The organism is Shimia sp. FJ5, assembly GCF_032918335.1.
Taxonomy (GTDB): Bacteria; Pseudomonadota; Alphaproteobacteria; order Rhodobacterales; family Rhodobacteraceae; genus Shimia; species Shimia aestuarii_A.
Window position 1 is genome coordinate 41,519 of sequence record NZ_JAWJUV010000008.1, and the last position, 15,290, is coordinate 56,808.

Genomic DNA, 15,290 nt, shown 5'->3' on the forward strand with positions numbered 1-15,290 from the left:
TGGGCCTGCAAGACCTGCGCGCGCCCTTGGGCGCGCTCCGATCCACTGCTCTCTTAGCGCGTCGGCATCGGGATCTCGCCGCGATAGTCGTAAAATCCGCGCCCGCTCTTGCGTCCAAGCCAGCCAGCCTCGACATATTTCGTCAGCAGCGGGCAGGGGCGGTATTTCGTATCGGCCAGACCGTCATGTAGCACGTTCATGATCGCGAGACAGGTATCAAGCCCGATGAAATCGGCCAGTTCGAGCGGCCCCATCGGATGGTTCGCCCCAAGCTTCATCGCGTTGTCGATCGACGCCACGTTTCCGACCCCTTCATAAAGCGTGTAACACGCCTCGTTGATCATCGGGATCAGGATGCGGTTGACGATGAAGGCCGGGAAATCCTCGGCACTGGCCGCGGTCTTGCCAAGCTTCTCAACAATGGCGAGACAGGCCTGGTAGGTGTCCTCATCGGTGGCGATGCCGCGGATCAACTCCACAAGCTTCATCAGCGGCACAGGATTCATGAAGTGGAACCCCATGAAACGCTCCGGTCGGTCAGTGCGGCTTGCTAGGCGCGTGATGGAGATCGAAGAGGTGTTCGAGGTCAGGATTGTGTGCGGTTCAAGATGCGGCAGCAGCGCGTCAAAGATCTGGTGCTTGATCTCCTCGCGCTCGGTTGCCGCCTCGATCACGAGGTCGGTCTTGCCGAGATCGGGCAGGTCGAGCGTGGTTGTGATGCGCGCCATGGCGGTGGCCTTTTCCTCGGCGCTGATCGCCTCGCGCGAAACTTGGCGTTCCATGTTCTTGTCGATTCGCGCCACAGCGGCGTCGAGCGCCTCCTGGCTGATATCGTTGAGCTTCACGTCATAGCCCGCGAGCGCCATAACATGCGCGATCCCGTTGCCCATCTGCCCGGCTCCGACAACACCGATAGTCTTGATTTCCATGCTTCAATCCTTCTGACCTCGCATTGACATTACGCGTGGGCAGGAGGGCGCTGCAAGGCCCGCGATCGGCTAAAATTTATGACAAGCGCGCGCATTAGCGATTTGGCAACCCGTCCCTGCGATTCTCGACCTCGGGTGAAAATTTGTGGTGGGTGTTATGTCCTATGAAAATACCGGGGGCGCGGCCCTCGATTACATGCCGTATCGGCTCGGGGAATCGCGGATAGCCTTTCGCGGTCCCAAACCGGACCTGTCGGGAAATCCGGTGGTCTGCATTGGTGGAACCGAGACCTATGGAAAATACGTGGCCGATCCCTTTCCCGCGCTGGTGGCCAAGGCAACGCGCGGGCCTTGCGTCAATCTCGGGGTGATGAATGCCGGGGTCGATGTCTTCCTTGCAGAGCCGTCGATCCTCGAACTGGCCCGGCGGGCGCGGCTTGCCGTGGTACAGCTGCCGGGCGCACAGAACATGTCGAACCGGTACTACACGGTGCATCCGCGCCGCAATGACCGCTTTACCGGGGCTTCGCAGGTCATGAAGATGGTGTTCCGCGAAATCGACTTTACCGAGTTCCACTTCACGCGCCACATGCTTGGCGCCCTCGCGGCGCGCGCTCCGGAACGCTACGCCGTGCTGCGCACCGAGTTGCAGCAGGCTTGGGTGGCGCGGATGAAAACACTGATCGAAAGGATCGGGGCCGAGAAGGTGCTGCTCCTTTGGTTTGCCGATCATGCCCCGGCAGGCGCCGAGACGCCGTATGGGCTTGGCCGCGATCCGCTCTTTGTCGAACGCGCGATGATCGAGCAGTTGCGCCCGCGTGTTGCGGGGGTTGTTGAGGCGGTGGTGAGCGAGGAGGCGTTGGCGCGCGGCACCGAGGGGATGATCTGCCGAGAGATGGACCTGCCTGTCGCGCAGCGCCTCTTTGGCCCGGCGGCCCATGCGGACGCCGCCGCGGCCGTCGCGGCCTGGATCAAGGCGCACGGGGTTTGAGAGGGGGCCAGGACGTCGCCACCCGGCAACGAAAAAGGCCCGCCTGTTGAGGCGGGCCTTTTGCTATTTTCTGAACCGTTCGGCTTAGCCGAGTTTCTCGGTGAGTTCCGGAACGGCGTCGAAGAGGTCAGCGACGAGGCCGAAGTCGGCGACCTGGAAGATCGGGGCTTCTTCGTCCTTGTTGATGGCGACGATGATCTTGGAATCTTTCATGCCGGCAAGGTGCTGGATCGCACCCGAGATGCCCACGGCGATGTAGAGTTCCGGCGCCACGACCTTACCGGTCTGACCCACCTGAAGATCGTTCGGCGCATAGCCCGAGTCGACCGCGGCGCGCGATGCACCCACAGCCGCGCCAAGCTTGTCGGCGAGCTTTTCGATCAGCGCGAAGTCGTCTTCCGAACCCACGCCACGGCCGCCGGAAACGACGATGCCTGCGGAGGTGAGTTCCGGACGATCGCTCTCGGCGACCTTGTCCTCGACCCATTCGGAAAGGCCCGGGTTGTCAGCAGCAGAGATGCTTTCGACCGAGGCAGACCCGCCTTCACCCGCCGCGTCGAAGGTCGAGGTGCGGAAGGTGATGACCTTCTTGGCGTCGTTCGACTTCACGGTTTGCATGGCGTTACCGGCGTAGATCGGGCGCTCGAAGGTCGCACCGTCAACAACGGCGGTCACATCCGAAAGCACCATCACGTCGAGCAGGGCGGCCACGCGCGGCATGACGTTCTTGGCGTCGGTGGTCGCGGGGGCCACGATGTGCTCGTAATCGCCAGCGAGCGAGACCATCAGGGCCGCGGTCGGTTCGGCAAGGCGATGACCGAGCGAGGCGTCTTCGGCCACGAGAACCTTGGCCACGCCGTCGATCTTGGCGGCGGCGTCGCCTGCGGCGGCTGCCGAGGCACCGGCGCAGAGCACGGTCACGTCACCAAGCGCTTTCGCGGCGGAGACAGCTTTGGCGGTGGCGTCCAGCGCCAGCTCGCCGTTATTGACTTCTGCGAGAAGAAGAACAGCCATTACACAGCCCCCGCTTCTTTGAGTTTGGCAACAAGCTCGTCAACCGAGCCGACGGTGATCCCTGCGGCGCGTTCGGCCGGCTCGGAGGTCTTGACGATCTCGAGGCGCGGCGTGACGTCGACGCCGTAATCGGCGGCGGTCTTTTCGTCGAGCGGCTTTTTCTTCGCCTTCATGATGTTCGGAAGCGACGCATAGCGCGGCTCGTTGAGGCGCAGGTCGGCGGTCACGATGGCGGGCATCTTGACCGAGATGGTCTGCAACCCGCCGTCAACTTCGCGCGTCACCTTGGCGCTGTCGCCGTCGATGTCGAGCTCGGAGGCAAAGGTCGCCTGGCTCCAGCCGAGAAGGGCGGAAAGCATCTGGCCGGTGGCGTTCATGTCGTTGTCGATCGCCTGTTTACCCGCGATCACGAGGCCGGGCTGCTCTTCTTCGACAACCTTGGCGAGGATCTTGGCAACGGCAAGCGGCTCGATGTCCTGGTGGACATCATCGGCGGCCACGACGAGGATCGCGCGGTCCGCACCCATCGCCAGCGCCGTGCGCAGCGTTTCCTGCGCTTGCTTCACGCCGATCGAAACGGCGATCACTTCGTCCGCCTTGCCCGCTTCCTTGAGACGGATCGCCTCTTCAACGGCAATCTCGTCGAACGGGTTCATCGACATCTTCACGTTGGCGAGATCAACTCCGCTACCGTCCGCTTTCACGCGAACTTTCACGTTATAGTCAATCACGCGCTTCACAGGCACAAGTACCTTCATGGGCGTAACTCTCCTTCAATTGTGTGAGCCGCGAAACGACTCGACCAAAACGTCTCTGGCACGTGATATAATCTTGCGCCGCGGTTAAACAGCGTAAAATCGTCATGTTGAGGCTATTCGACGTCGCGTTTCCCGGTTTCACACCAGATTCATTGCGAGAATGTTTCGACATTCCGGCCTTGGGAGATGTCATGGAATAGATGCCCCAACGTCGTGGCGCTCAGGGGGTTTGCTCGGGCGCGTTTCCGGTTTTTCATAGGCGCAACCACGGAGGAGACAGCACCATGACCGAGTTTCACAATGTCGACTATGCCAAGGACGGGCATGTCGCGACGATCCGCATCGACCGCGAGAATGCGATGAACGCGATGGACGGGGCGACGCGCGCAGGCATTCGCGCTGCGCAGGAGGCGGCCGAGGCAGACCCGGATGTGCGCATTGTCGTCCTGACCGGCACTGGCCGGGCCTTCAGCTCGGGCACCGATCTCAAGGAGCTGACGGAGTTTCGCACCAAGCACGGGATGTTCGATATCTCGGTGCGCGATTACAAGCCGATCATCGACGGCATCACCCAGAGCGACATGATCTATATCGCCGCGATCAACGGGGTCGCGGGGGGGATCGGGCTTTCGGTGGCGCTGAGCTGTGATCTTGCGATCATGGGGGAGACCGCGACCTGTTTCGCACCGTTCTCCAATATTTCGCTGGTGCCGGACGGGGGGCTAAGCTGGCTCCTTTTGCAACACATGGGATCGAAGCGCGCCTTTGAGGCGATCGCCGAGGCGACTCATATCAAAGCGGCGGACTGCCTCGAGATGGGGCTGGTGAACCGCGTTGTGCCCGAGGCCGAGCTTGCGGAGGCCGCGGCAGACTGGGCCGCGTCATTGGCCGAGCGCGCGCCGCTCAGCCTTGCCTATTCCAAGCGTCTCCTGCGCGCCGCCCATACCCAGAGCCACGCGCAAACCGCGCTCATGGAGAGCGAATATCAGAATAAATGCGCCAATTCCGAGGATTCCGGGGCCGCCATCGCCGCGTTCCTGACCAAGACCAAGCCGGTCTTCAAGGGGCGCTGATCCGCGCCCCGGAACCGGTTTAGCGGTTGGCGCCCGGCACCCAAAGCACGTCATCGGCGCCGTTGCTATTGGCGACGCGGGAGGCGACGAAAAACCAATCGCTCAGGCGGTTGAGGTATTTGACCGCATGGGTGTTGATCTCTTCGATTTCGGCAAGGGCGGTGGCAAGGCGCTCGGCCCGGCGCGCCACGGTGCGGCAAAGGTGGAGATGTGCCGCAAGGGCCGAACCGCCGGGCAGCACGAAGCTGCGCAACGGGGCGAGGTCGGCGTTCATCTCGTCGATCTCGGCCTCAAGGCGGGTCACCTGTTCCTCGACCATGCGCAGCGGTGGGTACTCGGACTCGGCATCTTTGGCCATGTCGGGACGGCACAGGTCTGCGCCAAGGTCGAACAGGTCGTTCTGGATCAGAGCAAGACGCTCGTCCATGACGCCCTCGGCGTGAAGCCGCGCCATGCCGACCGTGGCGTTCAATTCGTCCGAGGTGCCATAGGCGTTGACGCGCGCGTCATGTTTGGCGACCCGATCGCCATTGCCAAGCGCCGTGGTGCCCTTGTCGCCCGAGCGCGTGTAGATCTTGTTCAGAACAACCATGATTAACCTCCCCGGCGGAGCCAGACGAAAAGAAGAATGAGAAGCACGGCCACGAACTGTGCCGCGATGCGATAGCGCATGATGCGGTTGGCGTGCTTGCGGTTGAAATCGCCGCCCTTGGCAAAGCCGCCGATGCCGATCATCAGGATGACAAGGACACCGAGGGTAGCGACGGCCACGACCCAGAACAGGGGATCGCTGGCAAGACCGGTTTCATTCATGTCTGAACTCCAAAGCTGCGGACGGACCCGCGTTATAGGGGTGATCCTGCGGATTTAACAGTCGATCAGCCTTTGGCAAGCACCCAATCGAGCATCCGCGTCGGCAGGACGCGGCGCGCGATATTCATCATGTAGGTCGGGGTAGTGACATAGTAGCGCGGCTTCGGGCGCGGCGATTCAAGCGCGTGGACGAGCTTCGTGGTCACCGCCTCGGGGCCAAGTTCGAACCGGTCCGGCGCGTCAGAGGCGGAATAGAGCCGTTTCAACAGGCTGGCGCGGTATTGATCGGCGCGCGCGCTGTTTTCCCAGTCGATCCAACGTTCGAACTGTTTCACCGCGTTCTTGCGGAAATCCGAGGTGATGGGGCCGGGGTCGATCAGGCAGACCTCAATCGGGGCATCTCGCATCTCAAGGCGGAGCGTATCGGTTAGCCCCTCGAGCGCGAACTTGGTCGCGTTATAGGCCCCGCGCCATTTCATCGGCACCATGCCAAGGACCGAGGAACAGTTGACGATCCGCCCGTGGCCTTGGGCGCGCATCACCGGAATGACCTGAATCGTAAGATCGTGCCAGCCAATGAGATTGGCCTGAAGGATCGTGGCAAGAGCGTCGCGCGGCAGGTCTTCGACCGCGCCGGGGATCGCATAGGCACCATTGTTGTAAAGCGCATCCAGCGTGCCGCCGGTCGCAGCCAGAACCTCGGCCAGCCCATCGCGCACGCTCGCGGCGTCTTCATAGTCGATCCGGGGGCTTTCAAAGCCCTCGTCGCGCAGGCGGTCGCAATCCGCCTCTTGGCGGCAGGCCGCGAAAACGCGCCAGCCACGCGCCCGTAGGCCGCGCGCGGCGTCGAGGCCGATGCCCGAAGAGCATCCGGTGATGAGAATGGATTTCCCGGGCATGGTGTGTTGGATCAGTCCTCTGCGTCGGCGCTGTCAGCGTTGAGTTGACCATAGTTCTGTTCGCCGATGCTATCCATCAGCTCAAGCTGCGTTTCGAGATAGTCCACATGGCCCTCTTCGTCGGTGAGAAGCTCTTGGAAAACCTCCATTGAGACGTAGTCGCCGAGTTCCATACAGTCCTTGCGCGCCTTGCGATAGAATTCCACCGCTTCCAGTTCCCCAGCGAGATCGCACTTGATCACTTCGCGCACGTTCTCGCCGATTCGCAGCGGGTCGAGAGATTGCAGGTTCGGATGGCCTTCGAGAAAGATGATGCGGTCGATGAGTTTGTCGGCGTGGACCATCTCTTCGATGCTTTCCTCGCGCATCTTCGCGGCGAGTTTGCCAAAGCCCCAATCCTTGAGAAGCCGGAAGTGCAGCCAGTACTGGCTCACCGCAGTGAGCTCCATCCGGAGGGCCTTGTTCAGGTGGTCAATAACTTTCTGTTCGCCCTTCATAGCGTGTCTCCCTGGCTGTGTTGGTTTTGCGTAGCCCGCGCAGTTCCGCAGGTACTTCCAAGTTAGGGTTCTCACGCATGGACGCAACAAAAAGCTTCATGCAGCCGCCGCAGTCCGGGGACTTACCGAGGGCGTGGTAGATCTTGCCGGGGGTGATGATCGCGGTCGGATCCGAGGCGCGCATCCAATCGATGGCGGCATGGATGTCGCGGTCCCGAATGCCTTCGCAGCTACAGATGATCATGGTCACGCTCCGTTCGAGTCGGGCGTGAATACGACAAAAACAGTCAGATTGTCAATTCCGACGAAAATACTTGGTCTAATCCACCGATTGCAGCAGACGTGAGGCCATCCAACCGATGCGCCCCGTGTCTTCGACCTTGAGCTTGGCCCAACCGTTGCCCGGCTCGCGCAGAACCTCGACGCGCTCGCCCCGGCGCAGGGTGCCAAGCACGCTGAACTGTGTGCCCGGGCCAGAGCGCATATTGACCCGGCTGCCACGGACCTCGCGAATATCGGCCGGGGTTTCTTCGACGACCACCACCGAAGCGAGCTCTTCCGGCGACGGAATGAGCGCGACCCGTTCCTGATCCGGGGTCGCCACCGGCGCAGAGACGATGGACACGGGGATTGGCTTGGGGAGAGGGGCGGATTCGGCCGCCAGCGCGGCGCTGATATCGACCTCGGTCTCGTCGCGGGGGCCCTCTTGTTGCGCCGTGGCCGGCTGTGCCTCAGCACGTTCAAGCACGGCAAGCCGCTCAGGGGGGGCGGGCGCAAAATCTTGCCCGCCGCTGACCTCATAAAAGGCCCAGCCGATAAAAGCGAAACTCAAAAATACAAAACGCGTCATTTCAAATCGCCCAACGATGGCACGTCACGACTTTACGGCAGGTCAGCCGATTCCCGCAAATCACAGAGCGCCCTCGGTGCGAAAAAATCGCCCCCGATGCGCGTGCTCGCTTGAGCGCCCCTCGTCTTGCGGCTACACCGATTTGCATGACCGACCAGATCGACGACGACCTGCCCCTTGCCGAAGTGAGTGAACCGCTGCGCCGTGCCATTGGCGAGCGCTATCTCACCTATGCGCTTTCCACGATCATGCACCGCGCCCTTCCGGATGCGCGAGACGGGCTTAAACCCGTGCACCGCCGCATTCTCTATGCGATGCGCGAATTGAAGCTGACCTCGACCGGGGGCTTTCGTAAATCGGCCAAGATCTCCGGCGACGTGATGGGCAACTATCACCCGCATGGCGACGCCGCGATCTATGACGCGATGGCCCGCCTCGCACAGGATTTCAACGTCCGCTATCCGCTTGTCGACGGGCAGGGGAACTTCGGCAATATCGACGGCGATAACCCGGCCGCCTCGCGCTATACCGAAGCGCGCCTGACCTCGGTCGCCGAAGCGATGCTTCAGGGCCTGAACGAGAACGCTGTCGATTTTCGCGAGAATTACGATGGCACGCTGAGCGAACCCGTAGTGCTTCCGGCGACCTTCCCGAACCTGCTTGCCAATGGCTCGAGCGGGATCGCGGTCGGCATGGCGACGAATATTCCGCCGCACAATATCGCCGAGCTTTGCGACGCCTGCCTGCATCTCATCAAGACACCGGACGCGCGCGACGATACGCTTCTCAATTTCGTGCCGGGGCCGGATTTCCCGACCGGCGGCGTTATCGTCGAGCCGCGCGAGAATATTGCCCAAGCCTATCGCACCGGGCGCGGCTCGTTCCGTCTGCGCTGCAAATGGGAGATCGAAGACCTTGGTCGCGGCCAATGGCAGATCGTGGTCACCGAGATTCCCTATCAGGTGCAGAAATCAAGGCTCATCGAAAAGATTGCCGAGTTGATCCAGACCAAGAAAGTCCCGATCCTCGCCGACATCCGCGATGAAAGCGCCGACGACATCCGCATGATCCTCGAGCCGCGCTCCAAGAACGTGGACCCTGAGGTTCTCATGGGGCTGATGTTCCGCAACTCAGATCTCGAGGTGCGCTTCTCGCTCAACATGAACGTGCTGATCGACGGGGTCACGCCCAAGGTCTGTTCGATGAAGGAAGTGCTGCGCGCTTTCCTCGATTTCCGCCGCGAAGTGCTTATTCGCCGGTCGCGGCACCGCATGGCCAAGATCGACAACCGGCTTGAGGTGTTGCAGGGGCTTATCACGGCCTTCCTTAATCTCGACCGTGTGATCGACATCATCCGCTATGACGATGATCCGAAATCGGCGCTCATGTATGAAGACTGGTCGCGCCCGCATCAGGACACGATCAGTCGCGCCTTGAACGAGGGCGACTACCGCTCGCCGCTGGCCGGTGTGGATGTGTCGAGCCTGGCGCTGATCGTCGACGAAGAGGCCGAAGCCACGGGCGTTCTTGTCGAAAGCGACGATGGCACCCGCGCCATTCCGAAATCCTTTGCCGGGCGTGAGAACGGCCTTTCGGACGTGCAGGCCGAGGCGATCCTCAATATGCGCCTGCGCAGCTTGCGCCGACTCGAGGAAGAAGCCCTCATCCGAGAGCGCGATACGCTCATGGAAGAACGCGCCGGTCTCGAAGATTTGCTCGAAAGCGAGGCGCTGCAATGGGCGCGCATCGCAGAACAGCTCAAAGAGGCCAAGAAGACCTTCGGGAAGGATCACGAATACGGCGCGCGCCGTTCGGCCTTTGCCGAGGCGGGCGAGGTCGAAGAGGTGCCGCTTGAGGCAATGATCGACAAGGAACCGATCACGGTCGTCTGTTCTCAGATGGGCTGGATCCGGGCCATGTCGGGCCATATCGACCTTGGACGCGAGTTGAAGTTCAAGGATGGCGACGGGCCGCGGTTCATCTTCCATGCCGAGACGACCGATCGGCTTTTGGTCTTTGCTTCCAATGGACGCTTTTACACGGTGAGCGCCGCCAACCTGCCCGGTGGGCGCGGTATGGGCGAGCCGCTGCGTCTCATGGTGGATATCCCCAACGAGGCCGAGATCATCGACATCTTCATCCATCAGCCCGAGCGCAAGCTGCTTGTCGCGTCGACGGCGGGGGATGGGTTTATCGTGCCCGAGAAGGATGTCATCGCCCAGACCCGCAACGGCCGTCAGGTGCTGAACGTCAAGGACGATGTGAAGGCCAAGATCTGCCTGCCTGTGACCGGCGATCACGTGGCCGTGGTGTCGGAGAACGGCAAGTTCCTCGTCTTCCCTGTTGATGAACTGCCCGAGATGGGGCGTGGCAAGGGCGTGCGGCTTCAGAAATACAACATGGCGCGCGGGCGTCAGGGCACGCTCGAACTGGACGGCGGGCTCTCGGACATCACGACCTTTACATGGGACGAGGGCCTGAGCTGGGAGATGGGCGGCGGCAAGACGCGGCACGAACCGGACCTGAGCGATTGGCTCGGCAAGCGCGCTGGCGTGGGCAAGAAACCGCCCTATGGGTTCCCGCGCAATTACAAGTTTCGCTAAGCGAGAGGGGCGCGGCCCCCTCTTGCCCCTTCGGGACGGAGTATTTTCATCAAAGTGAAGAGGGGACTCGCGCTCGGGCCGCGACTTGGTCACAATGGGGCCGAGTAAGTTTCGATTGATGGGATTTTGGTTTGACTGAACCTTCCGGGTCCGGCCCATGGGACCACCGCGATACAGACGCGATACCGACGCAATACCGACGTGCCGATCCGACGCCCCTTGATGGCGATTTCGTCGGCAATCGCGGGCGGGTTTTCGCGCTCGCGCTGCGCACCGGGATCTTCACTGTTCTGACGCTCGGCATCTACCGGTTCTGGATGAAGACCCGCCTGCGCAGGTTCTATTGGTCCTCGGTCCGCTTTGGTGGCGTTCCGGCGGAATACCTTGGCGATCCCCTTGAAAAGCTTCTCGGTTTTCTCTTCGCCGTGGTGATCCTTGCCTTCTATATCGGGGTGGTGAACCTTGCCCTGATGTTCCTGAGCTACTCGCTTTTTCAGGATAATTTCGTCGCCTATCTCCTAAGCTTCGTCGGCGTTGTGCCGCTCTGGTTCTATGCCCGCTACCGCGCCCGGCGCTATGTGCTCGCCCGCACCCGTTGGCGCGGGATCCGTTTTGGCCTCGAACCCGGCGCCTGGGGCTATGCCTGGCGGGCCATACTCTATTGGTTTCTCACGCTAATTTCGGGCGGGCTGCTCTGGCCTCTGATGACATTCCGGCTCGAGAAGTACCGCACAGACCGGACATGGTATGGCGACTGCAAGCTGGAGCAAGAAGGCCGCTGGACCATGCTCTTGCCCGCCATGCGGCATATGCTGCTTGCGCTTCTCGTCGGTGGGTTGAGCATCGGAATTGGGCTCTACGCGATCCCGGCCGCGTTTCTTCTGCCTCTGTTCTGTCTGCCGTGGTTTGCCTTTGGTCTCGCCTATTACCGCGCCAAGTCGTTCGAGCTTCTGACCAACGCAAAGCGCGCGGGCGATATCGTGTTTCTTTCGAAGCCGCGACCGATGCGTGTCTTTGGTATCTATCTCTGGGGCAACCTCCTTGGTGGGCTTGTGGCCTCGTTCTTCCTCGTGCCGCTTGGCCTTGCGGCGGTTGCCATGCTCGGCACGCTGATCGGGCTTGAGAACAGCACCGGCATGGTTCTCGAGACCTTCGCCAGCGGTACGCTGACCCTGATCGGTATCCTGTCCTACTTTGCCTTCTTCCTCGCATGGTCCGCCGTGACCCATGCGTTTGTCACCTTGCCGCTCTGGGCGCATTTCTCTGAGACCCTGACCGTCATTGATCCGGGCAGTCTTGGGCATATTCGTCAACGCGCGCGGGACGACTTCGAAGAGGCGGAGGGCTTCGCCGAGGCTCTGGATGTGGGGGCTGCAATATGAGCGGGATCATCCCAGCCGTGCCTCGCGAGGCGCGCCAAGGTGTCTTCTTTGATGGCGAAAGCGCCGCCGCGCATGAGGTGCGTATCGTCCTCGACGAAGGCGCGGGGCTGCTCTTGTTGCGTGGTGAAGGCATCGACGTGACATGGAAACTAGACGAGGTTCGTCTCGTGCCGGATCAGGCCGGGCAGGGTGGGCTCGTACTGCGTTCTGCCACCGCCCCGATGCAGCGCTTGTTCACCGCCCACCGTGATCTTGCCGAGTCCTTTCCGGCGCGCCATCGACCTGTGAAACAAGTTGACAGAGGACGTATCCTGCGCTGGGCGCTGGCGGCTGTGGCCTCGGTCGCGCTCATTGTGTTCGTGCTTGTGCCGACGATGGCAGACCAACTCGCGCGGTTCATCCCGCCCGAGGGAGAAAAGGCGCTTGGCGATGCGACGCTGGGCCAGATCCGTGGCGCGCTGAACGAGAATTCGAGTATCGGCGTGAGGGTGTGTCGCGATCCCGAGGGTGTCCGCGCGTTTGACGCGATGACAGAGCGGCTCGCGGCGGGGGTGGACCTCCCGGTGGACCTGACGGTGACGGTGCTCGATCACCCGATGGTCAATGCCTTCGCGCTGCCCGGTGGGCATATCGTCTTTATGCGCGGTCTTCTGAAAGAGGCCGGAACCGCTGAGGAAGTCGCCGCCGTCTTCGCGCATGAGATGGGTCATGTTGCCTCGCGCGATCCAACGCGCCACGCGTTGCGCTCGGCCGGGTCGATCGGGGTTCTTGGTCTGATTTTCGGCGATTTCGCTGGCGGTGCGCTCGTCCTGTTCCTTGCCGAGCAGTTGATCGAAGCGAAATACTCCCAAGGCGCAGAGAGCGATGCAGATGTCTTTGCCTACAGTGTGCTGGCCAAGGCGGGTGTTGCCCCCTCCGCGCTCGGGGCGATGTTCGAGAGGTTTCGGGCAAAATCGGGAGATGCCGAGGGGCTTGCCGCCCATTTCCTAAGTCATCCCGCACTTGGCGACCGGATCGAGGCCGCGCGGGTGGCCACGCCGAAAGGGTTTGCCGCGCGTCCTATCCTCTCCGAGGCGGAATGGGTGGCGCTGAAGGGGATCTGTGCGCGCTAGGCGGGCTCTGCTGTAAGCCAGACACCGCCATTGGGGCGCAGCGTCAGGATCATGACAGGCTCGGGCGGGCGCGTCGCGACGAGATCGAACCGGAACCGCGCAAGCAGCGTCGCAAGAATGATGACCGCCTCCTGAATGGCGAAGCTCGCCCCGATACAGATGCGCGGCCCGTCGCCGAAGGGCAGGTAGGCATAGCGGTCGATCCCCTTGCGATCCGAGAACCGATCCGGACGAAAGGCATCCGGGTCGTCCCAGAGCATATGATGGCGGTGTAAGGCGTAGATCGGGATCATCACCGTATCGCCGCGTTTGACCTCGCGACCGCAGAGCGTATCCGGTGCCTGCGCCGTGCGCGACAGGATACCAGCAGGCGGATAGAGCCGAAGCGCCTCATCGACGATCCGGCGGATAAACGGGAGGCGTTCGAGATCTGCGCCGGTTGCCGCCCCGCCCGACAGCACCGATTGCGCCTCGGCCCTTGCGCGGTCCTGCACCTCCGTGTCGAAGGCGCAAAGATAGAGGGACCAGGCCAGCGTCAGCGCCGTGGTTTCATGTCCTGCGACGATGAAGGTCAGGAGATTGTCGCGCAGTTCCGATGTGTTCATGCGCCGCTTGGTCTCGGGGTCTTCCCCTGCAAGCAACAGGTCGAGCAAGTCCGGCACATCGCCTGCGCCACGGATGCGGCGTGCCTCAATGGCCTCATCGGCGACGCGCTTCATCTCGTTCACCACTGGGCCCGAGGTAAAGCGCGAGGGCCGTGGGAGCCAATCCGGCAGACCGAGCATATCAAAGAGCGAGATTTTGCCCGCGGCCGCGATATAGGCGTCGATGGCGCGATGCACAGCGGGGGCATCAAACTGGCCCTCGCCGGAAAAGGTCACTTCGGCGATGACATCAAAGGTCGTGCGCACCATCTCGTCGAGCATATCGACCGCGCGCCCCTCGGCTTTGGCGATGCGTTCGGCGCTTCGGGTCGCAGCGGCGGACATGACCGGGGCGAGGTTCATCACGTTGCGATGCGAGAAAACCGGCGCGGCGGCGCGGCGTTGCCAGCGCCAATGTGCATCCTCGGCGATAAAGAGGCTATCGCCGATGGCAGGCCGCAGAATGTTCTTGGTGGCGCGAGACTTGGGGTAGGTCTCCACGGCTTCAAGAAGCACGCGCCGGATCGCCCTCGGCTCCATGATCATGTGCCAGCGAAGACCGGTGTGGCCCGAGACCATAGGCTGCCGCACGGCGAGTTCCGGCAGAATGCTCAGGAGATTGCTCCGTGCCGCGCGGAGCGACCCCAATAGACCCAATGGCTCGGTCGCGAGCGGCGCGCGTGCTGGCAATGGTGCAAGGGTATCGAACGCGGGATCGTTCATGGAAAAGCCTCCTGTCTCCGGGATGATAGTGCGCCAGTGGGAAAGCGGCAAACCAAGCGCGAGGCCGCTGAGATCACCGCGCCAGATTGCGCGGTTGGCAGGTTTCGGATATGCCGCTTCGTGACCCTGATCAAAAGGACACGCCTGATGCTCCGAATCTTTGCCCTGCTTTCGACCCTCCTTGTCGTCGCTGCCTGCGCCGTGCCGCAAAAAGAGGTGACCGAAGCGCCGGTCGATCTTGGCGATTTCAAACTTGGCCATAATATTGTCGTCGCACCGGACCTGACCAAGGGGCCGCTGTCGCGCGAGGCGAGCAAGGAAGAGTGGATCGCTTCGGTCAAAGGTGCAATTGACGCGCGTCTTGGCCGCTACAACGGGACGCGACTTGTCCATCTTGGTGTGAACGTGTCGGGCTATGTGCTTGCCCAGCCGGGCGTGCCGATTCTTCTCGCGCCGAAATCCGCGCTTATTATTACGGTTACGGCATGGGATGACCGCGCCGGTGGCAAGTTCCATGATGAGCCGAAAATGATCACCGTGCTTGAGACCTTCACCGGGGCGAGCATTGTCGGCTCTGGTCTGACCATGACTGCCGAAGAGCAGATGGCGAACCTGTCGCATAACGTAGCCAAGGCTCTCGAGGACTGGCTCCACGAGAACCGCGCATGCATGACAGAGTCCCCGAGTGCCGAAGAACTCGCGGCCTGTTGGAAGGACAAGAAGAAAGAGCAGGACGGCAGCCAGTAATCGCGTCAAGTCACGCTTGATTTTTCCCGCGCAACCAAATATGTCGCGCGCGGTAGATAAATACGGGCAGCGTGCCCACTCATCACATGGAAGGCGCCTCGAGATGGCTAAGGAAAAGTTTGAGCGCAGTAAACCGCACTGCAACATCGGCACGATTGGTCACGTTGACCACGGCAAGACGACCCTGACGGCAGCGATCACCAAGCAATTTGGTGACTTCAAAGCCTATGACGAGATTGACGGCGCGCCGGAAGA

At 61.8% G+C, this 15,290-nt stretch carries 17 protein-coding genes; 7 read left to right on the forward strand and 10 right to left on the reverse strand.

All coding sequences use genetic code 11. The features are described from left to right. Positions 1–53: 53 nt before the first annotated feature. On the reverse strand, positions 54–929 hold the full coding sequence (locus tag R1W01_RS17320) for a 3-hydroxybutyryl-CoA dehydrogenase (protein WP_297755645.1): 876 nt from the start codon (positions 927–929) through the stop codon (positions 54–56). Positions 930–1,086: 157 nt separating this feature from the next. On the opposite strand from R1W01_RS17320, the gene R1W01_RS17325 reads away from it, so the two are divergent. After that, positions 1,087–1,920, forward strand: coding sequence for a DUF6473 family protein (locus R1W01_RS17325; RefSeq protein ID WP_243611585.1), 834 nt, complete (start codon positions 1,087–1,089; stop codon positions 1,918–1,920). A gap of 84 nt (positions 1,921–2,004) precedes the next feature. On the opposite strand, the gene R1W01_RS17330 is transcribed toward R1W01_RS17325, so the two are convergent. Continuing rightward, positions 2,005–2,934, reverse strand: a complete 930-nt coding sequence (locus tag R1W01_RS17330) for an electron transfer flavoprotein subunit alpha/FixB family protein (RefSeq protein WP_243611584.1) — start codon at positions 2,932–2,934, stop codon at positions 2,005–2,007. Further along, a complete protein-coding gene (locus R1W01_RS17335; protein ID WP_243611583.1) occupies positions 2,934–3,692 on the reverse strand; it encodes an electron transfer flavoprotein subunit beta/FixA family protein in 759 nt (252 codons plus the stop codon). Before R1W01_RS17335 ends, R1W01_RS17330 begins: the two co-directional genes overlap by 1 nt. Before the next feature lie 284 nt (positions 3,693–3,976). Between R1W01_RS17335 and R1W01_RS17340 the strand changes: the two genes are divergently transcribed. Continuing rightward, positions 3,977–4,765 (forward strand): enoyl-CoA hydratase/isomerase family protein, encoded by a 789-nt coding sequence (locus R1W01_RS17340; protein WP_297755648.1) that lies wholly within the window; start codon positions 3,977–3,979, stop codon positions 4,763–4,765. Positions 4,766–4,784: 19 nt separating this feature from the next. Here R1W01_RS17340 and R1W01_RS17345 read toward each other — a convergent pair whose 3' ends face one another. From R1W01_RS17345 to R1W01_RS17370, 6 genes are all read right to left on the reverse strand, one after another. Then, positions 4,785–5,357: a cob(I)yrinic acid a,c-diamide adenosyltransferase gene (locus R1W01_RS17345; RefSeq protein ID WP_297755650.1), complete on the reverse strand. Its 573-nt coding sequence runs from the start codon at positions 5,355–5,357 to the stop codon at positions 4,785–4,787. 2 nt (positions 5,358–5,359) lie between these two features. Next, positions 5,360–5,578 (reverse strand): twin transmembrane helix small protein, encoded by a 219-nt coding sequence (locus tag R1W01_RS17350; protein ID WP_243611580.1) that lies wholly within the window; start codon positions 5,576–5,578, stop codon positions 5,360–5,362. Between the two features lie 65 nt (positions 5,579–5,643). Next, positions 5,644–6,477, reverse strand: coding sequence for an SDR family NAD(P)-dependent oxidoreductase (locus R1W01_RS17355; RefSeq protein WP_297755652.1), 834 nt, complete (start codon positions 6,475–6,477; stop codon positions 5,644–5,646). Between the two features lie 11 nt (positions 6,478–6,488). Beyond that, complete coding sequence (gene bfr / locus R1W01_RS17360; RefSeq protein ID WP_243611578.1) at positions 6,489–6,974, reverse strand: bacterioferritin; 486 nt, start codon at positions 6,972–6,974, stop codon at positions 6,489–6,491. Next, complete coding sequence (locus tag R1W01_RS17365) at positions 6,949–7,218, reverse strand: bacterioferritin-associated ferredoxin (protein WP_243611577.1); 270 nt, start codon at positions 7,216–7,218, stop codon at positions 6,949–6,951. The genes bfr and R1W01_RS17365 overlap by 26 nt, the downstream gene beginning before the upstream one ends. A 75-nt stretch (positions 7,219–7,293) precedes the next feature. Further along, the gene (locus tag R1W01_RS17370; protein WP_317275382.1) at positions 7,294–7,824 is read right to left on the reverse strand and encodes an SH3 domain-containing protein; all 531 of its coding nucleotides are present in this window, start codon (positions 7,822–7,824) and stop codon (positions 7,294–7,296) included. 146 nt (positions 7,825–7,970) lie between these two features. Between R1W01_RS17370 and R1W01_RS17375 the strand changes: the two genes are divergently transcribed. From R1W01_RS17375 to R1W01_RS17385, 3 genes are all read left to right on the forward strand, one after another. After that, positions 7,971–10,427, forward strand: coding sequence for a DNA topoisomerase IV subunit A (locus tag R1W01_RS17375; protein ID WP_297755657.1), 2,457 nt, complete (start codon positions 7,971–7,973; stop codon positions 10,425–10,427). Between the two features lie 131 nt (positions 10,428–10,558). After that, positions 10,559–11,809, forward strand: coding sequence for a DUF898 family protein (locus R1W01_RS17380; RefSeq protein WP_297755659.1), 1,251 nt, complete (start codon positions 10,559–10,561; stop codon positions 11,807–11,809). Next, the gene (locus tag R1W01_RS17385) at positions 11,806–12,921 is read left to right on the forward strand and encodes a M48 family metallopeptidase (protein WP_297755662.1); all 1,116 of its coding nucleotides are present in this window, start codon (positions 11,806–11,808) and stop codon (positions 12,919–12,921) included. Before R1W01_RS17380 ends, R1W01_RS17385 begins: the two co-directional genes overlap by 4 nt. Here the strand turns inward: R1W01_RS17385 and R1W01_RS17390 are convergent. After that, complete coding sequence (locus R1W01_RS17390) at positions 12,918–14,288, reverse strand: cytochrome P450 (protein ID WP_297755665.1); 1,371 nt, start codon at positions 14,286–14,288, stop codon at positions 12,918–12,920. The genes R1W01_RS17385 and R1W01_RS17390 overlap by 4 nt on opposite strands. 147 nt (positions 14,289–14,435) lie before the next feature. Here R1W01_RS17390 and R1W01_RS17395 point away from each other — a divergent pair, with 147 nt between their 5' ends. Beyond that, positions 14,436–15,035, forward strand: a complete 600-nt coding sequence (locus tag R1W01_RS17395; protein ID WP_243611571.1) for a hypothetical protein — start codon at positions 14,436–14,438, stop codon at positions 15,033–15,035. Between the two features lie 103 nt (positions 15,036–15,138). After that, on the forward strand, positions 15,139–15,290 hold a 152-nt coding region (locus R1W01_RS17400), incomplete at its 3' end, for a GTP-binding protein (RefSeq protein ID WP_317275384.1).

Bases quoted from the DNA above. Each gene is read 5' to 3' on its own strand.
- R1W01_RS17320 (WP_297755645.1), bottom strand. From the start codon at position 929: ATGGAAATCAAGACTATCGGTGTTGTCGGAGCCGGGCAGATGGGCAAC.
- R1W01_RS17325 (WP_243611585.1), top strand. From the start codon at position 1,087: ATGTCCTATGAAAATACCGGGGGCGCGGCCCTCGATTACATGCCGTAT.
- R1W01_RS17330 (WP_243611584.1), bottom strand. From the start codon at position 2,934: ATGGCTGTTCTTCTTCTCGCAGAAGTCAATAACGGCGAGCTGGCGCTG.
- R1W01_RS17335 (WP_243611583.1), bottom strand. From the start codon at position 3,692: ATGAAGGTACTTGTGCCTGTGAAGCGCGTGATTGACTATAACGTGAAA.
- R1W01_RS17340 (WP_297755648.1), top strand. From the start codon at position 3,977: ATGACCGAGTTTCACAATGTCGACTATGCCAAGGACGGGCATGTCGCG.
- R1W01_RS17345 (WP_297755650.1), bottom strand. From the start codon at position 5,357: ATGGTTGTTCTGAACAAGATCTACACGCGCTCGGGCGACAAGGGCACC.
- R1W01_RS17350 (WP_243611580.1), bottom strand. From the start codon at position 5,578: ATGAATGAAACCGGTCTTGCCAGCGATCCCCTGTTCTGGGTCGTGGCC.
- R1W01_RS17355 (WP_297755652.1), bottom strand. From the start codon at position 6,477: ATGCCCGGGAAATCCATTCTCATCACCGGATGCTCTTCGGGCATCGGC.
- bfr (WP_243611578.1), bottom strand. From the start codon at position 6,974: ATGAAGGGCGAACAGAAAGTTATTGACCACCTGAACAAGGCCCTCCGG.
- R1W01_RS17365 (WP_243611577.1), bottom strand. From the start codon at position 7,218: ATGATCATCTGTAGCTGCGAAGGCATTCGGGACCGCGACATCCATGCC.
- R1W01_RS17370 (WP_317275382.1), bottom strand. From the start codon at position 7,824: ATGACGCGTTTTGTATTTTTGAGTTTCGCTTTTATCGGCTGGGCCTTT.
- R1W01_RS17375 (WP_297755657.1), top strand. From the start codon at position 7,971: ATGACCGACCAGATCGACGACGACCTGCCCCTTGCCGAAGTGAGTGAA.
- R1W01_RS17385 (WP_297755662.1), top strand. From the start codon at position 11,806: ATGAGCGGGATCATCCCAGCCGTGCCTCGCGAGGCGCGCCAAGGTGTC.
- R1W01_RS17390 (WP_297755665.1), bottom strand. From the start codon at position 14,288: ATGAACGATCCCGCGTTCGATACCCTTGCACCATTGCCAGCACGCGCG.
- R1W01_RS17395 (WP_243611571.1), top strand. From the start codon at position 14,436: ATGCTCCGAATCTTTGCCCTGCTTTCGACCCTCCTTGTCGTCGCTGCC.